Annotated in this window: 1 protein-coding gene; it reads left to right on the forward strand. The window is 55.4% G+C overall.

Annotated elements, in window-relative coordinates:
* Positions 1-297 precede the first annotated feature (297 nt).
* On the forward strand, positions 298-666 hold a 369-nt coding region (locus DNK89_RS23460; RefSeq protein WP_110962011.1), incomplete at its 3' end, for a DUF3577 domain-containing protein.

Raw genomic sequence — 666 nt, forward strand, 5'->3', positions numbered from 1 at the left:
GAGCTCCCGCGACCATACTTTCCTTTAAGGCTCCGAGTCCGGAGTGAGGGACTTTCCTCTCTCTCGAAAATTGGTGTGGTGCTGCAGGAAATTCCATTGATTTCTTCATCGCCGAAACGTAAGATGTCGGCTAGAAAGCCGTCCGACAGCTTATGTCGGAATCTTTTGTAGCACTGCGGTTTGGCTCCACCATTCGGTGACCGCAGGTCCTAGCGACCAGGAGTGTCTTTTCAGCCCATCGGGGAACTTTCCTCCCCGAATGGGGCGGCGGTTCCCCTTTTCTTTAGGAGATCCGTCATGGCTCAAGCAAACACCCCCAAGTACTTCGATGCTCATCTTCGTGGCCTCGGCTATGTTCGTCGTGTTCGCGAAGTTAAGCCCAAGAAAGGTGCTCCGTTCCTTGCGTGCAGCATCAGCATCTTTCACGGTGAAGCGCAGGAAGGCAGTGCGGATTCACTCACCTGGCTCAATTGCGACGTAAAGGTCGTCGGCAAAGAGGCCATCAAGGTCATGAGCGAAAAGCTTCAAGAAGCCGCGAACGACTCCAGCCGCAAGGTCCTGGCGTCCGTGACCATCGGCGATCCGTACATCGACACCTACAAGATCACGAGCGGCACCCGTGCCGGTCAAACAGGGGTGGTCCTCAAGGGCCGCTTACTGAAGATC

The sequence above is a fragment of the Acidovorax sp. ST3 genome, assembly GCF_003231145.1.
In the GTDB taxonomy this organism is placed as follows: domain Bacteria; phylum Pseudomonadota; class Gammaproteobacteria; order Burkholderiales; family Burkholderiaceae_C; genus Acidovorax.